Below are 1,711 nucleotides of genomic sequence, written 5' to 3' on the forward strand. Positions count from 1 at the left end.
TTGGCCTTGAATATGTTGTGACGGCTTTCCTGGCATCGTTCCTGATGGCGGCCCTCATCGTTGCAACAAAGAGTTTTCATGGCAAGCTCACGCTCGACGGCGATCACGGCATCCAGAAAATCCACGCGGCCCCGACCCCGCGGATCGGCGGCTTTGCCCTTCTGGCAGGTGCGTTGGTTGCGGGTCTGACACTGGATGCGCAGACACAGGCGCTTTGGTGGACGATCTGCCTCTGCGCGAGCCCTGCATTCGGCTCCGGGGCGATCGAGGACATCACCAAGAAAGTCTCCGCCAAGTGGCGCCTGCTCGCTACCGTATGTGCGGGGCTGATTTTTTGCCTCGTGTCCGGCTACCACATTGAACGCGCGGATATCCCCGGGCTCGATTACCTGCTGCGCTACCCGGCGTTCGGGATCGCACTCAGCGCCATCGCTATCGGCGGGATCGCCAATTCGCTCAACATCATCGACGGGGTGAACGGGCTCGCCTCCGGCAGCGCGATCATCGTCTTTTCTGCTTTCGCGGTTATCGCCGAGCAGACCAATGACGGGCCGATCTTGGCGATCTGCCTGCTGATGATCGGCTCGATCGCGGGATTCTTCGTGATGAATTTTCCGGCCGGAAAGCTGTTTTACGGTGACGCCGGGGCCTATGCGACAGGGTTCGTACTCGCCGTGATCGGCATCGTCTTGCCCGCCCGCAATCCCGAGATTTCACCGCTGATCGCCGTGCTCGCGCTCGCCTATCCGTGGATCGAGACGGTCGTCTCGATTCGCCGCAGGCTGAAGCGCGACGGGACCCATCCCGGCGCGGCGGATCGGCTGCACCTGCACAGCCTCGTCTATCGCAGCCGTGCGAAGCGAATTGCCGAAGCGCTCGGACATCCGGAGATGCGCAATCCGATCACCTCGGTCGTTCTCTGGTCACTCAGCCTGATCGCGTGCTCCATCACCGTGATCAGCGCGACTTCACCCGCATCCCTCGGCGCGGGGGTCGGCGTGGTTTTTGTCTGCTACATGCTGATCTATCGTCGCGTCGCGCTTGGGAGCAAGCTTCGTCGTGCGATGGCGAACGCCCGTCGTGCACGGATCGACATCTGACGCGTATTTGCAGGCGGTCGACTAGCGAATTCGCGCGCCGACCGGCGCGTCGAGTCTTACCTATCCTGCGCGGATCGGCGCTCGTCACCACCTTGCCCGGGCCCAGATCGGCCCAAGCGATTCCCTACTTGGTCAGCTCGCGATAAGGCGCTTCATCCTGCACAGGCGCAATGCTCTCCCAGAGCATCATCCACACCAAGGCCGCGAGAGGAAAAATCGCGAGTCCTGTCAACATCGGCTCCTACCCCAACACTCAAACACCCGTCTTATGATTGTCATATCATAACTCGAGCGTATCAGTGCGCGTTTGTAAGGCCTGGAGCACTGTCGATTTGGATAGTTTTGCAGCGTTCCCCTGTGGTTAGGCGGAATCAAAAAGGCCCCGCTTCAAGCGAGGCCTTTCGAAAGATCGCGGATCGCGCGGATCAGTTGGTGCCGTTGGTTCCATTGGTCCCGTTAGTGCCGCCGCTGCCCATAGCAGCTGCCGCGAGGCCGACGCCAACGATCACCGCAACGACCGGGGTCGCACCGCCGAGGTTGCTATTCGCCGCCGCCGTGCAGGATACCACGGCCTCACCTTTATTATTGTACACAGCGTCGACCACAGCCGT

2 protein-coding genes are annotated in these 1,711 nt (G+C 61.1%); one reads left to right on the forward strand and one right to left on the reverse strand.

Going from position 1 to position 1,711, the window contains the following annotated elements; all coding sequences use genetic code 11:
• Positions 1 to 1,100 (forward strand): MraY family glycosyltransferase (locus tag DEM26_RS20140; RefSeq protein ID WP_369907884.1); only part of this gene is annotated, 1,100 nt, incomplete at its 5' end.
• A 425-nt stretch (positions 1,101 to 1,525) separates the two neighbouring features.
• Here DEM26_RS20140 and DEM26_RS20520 read toward each other — a convergent pair.
• A partial coding sequence (locus DEM26_RS20520) for a hypothetical protein (protein ID WP_233243254.1) occupies positions 1,526 to 1,711 on the reverse strand: 186 nt, incomplete at its 5' end.

The organism is Thioclava sp. NG1, assembly GCF_003122275.1.
Lineage (GTDB): Bacteria > Pseudomonadota > Alphaproteobacteria > Rhodobacterales > Rhodobacteraceae > Thioclava > Thioclava nitratireducens.